Here is a 569-nt window from a genome sequence, read left to right as displayed (position 1 = left end):
TTTTCTGTAGCGAATACCTAAAGTTAGGTGATAACTCACCAACAAACTTAGGCGGTATTCAATGGAAAATTGCTATAGCGATGACCATTGCTTGGGCTGTTACTTACATTGCCATTGCAAGTGGCGTTAAGTCCGGCATCGAACGCGCATCAAAAATCATGATGCCAATCCTATTCTTGATGGTTCTATTTCTGATCGGTCGCATGGTATTCCTACCAGGTGCACTCGATGGTGTGAACTATATGTTCGAACCCGACTTCAGCAAGATTTGGGACGTAAAAGTATGGGCTGCCGCGTATGGTCAAATCTTCTTTACCCTAAGTATCGGCTTTGCAATCATGTTGGCCTACTCAAGCTACTTGCCTGAGAAGTCTGACATCACAAACAACGCCTTTATGACCGTACTGATCAACTGTGGTTTCTCTATCCTTGCAGGTATCATGATCTTCTCTGTATTGGGTTACATGGCTCAAGAGCAAGGTAAACCACTAACAGAAGTTGTATCTGCCGGCGTAGGCCTTGCCTTTGTGACGTTACCTGCGGCAATTAACCTATTGCCAGCGCCTTAC

Annotated in this window: 1 pseudogene; it reads left to right on the top strand. The window is 45.0% G+C overall.

Annotated elements, in window-relative coordinates:
* Positions 1-569 (top strand): annotated as a pseudogene (locus R7Q46_RS29060) (sodium-dependent transporter); the annotation flags it as partial.

Source organism: Vibrio sp. 811 (assembly GCF_033339195.1).
The sequence above is the reverse complement of the archived record's forward strand: the minus strand, read 5'-3'. Positions and strand labels throughout refer to the sequence as shown.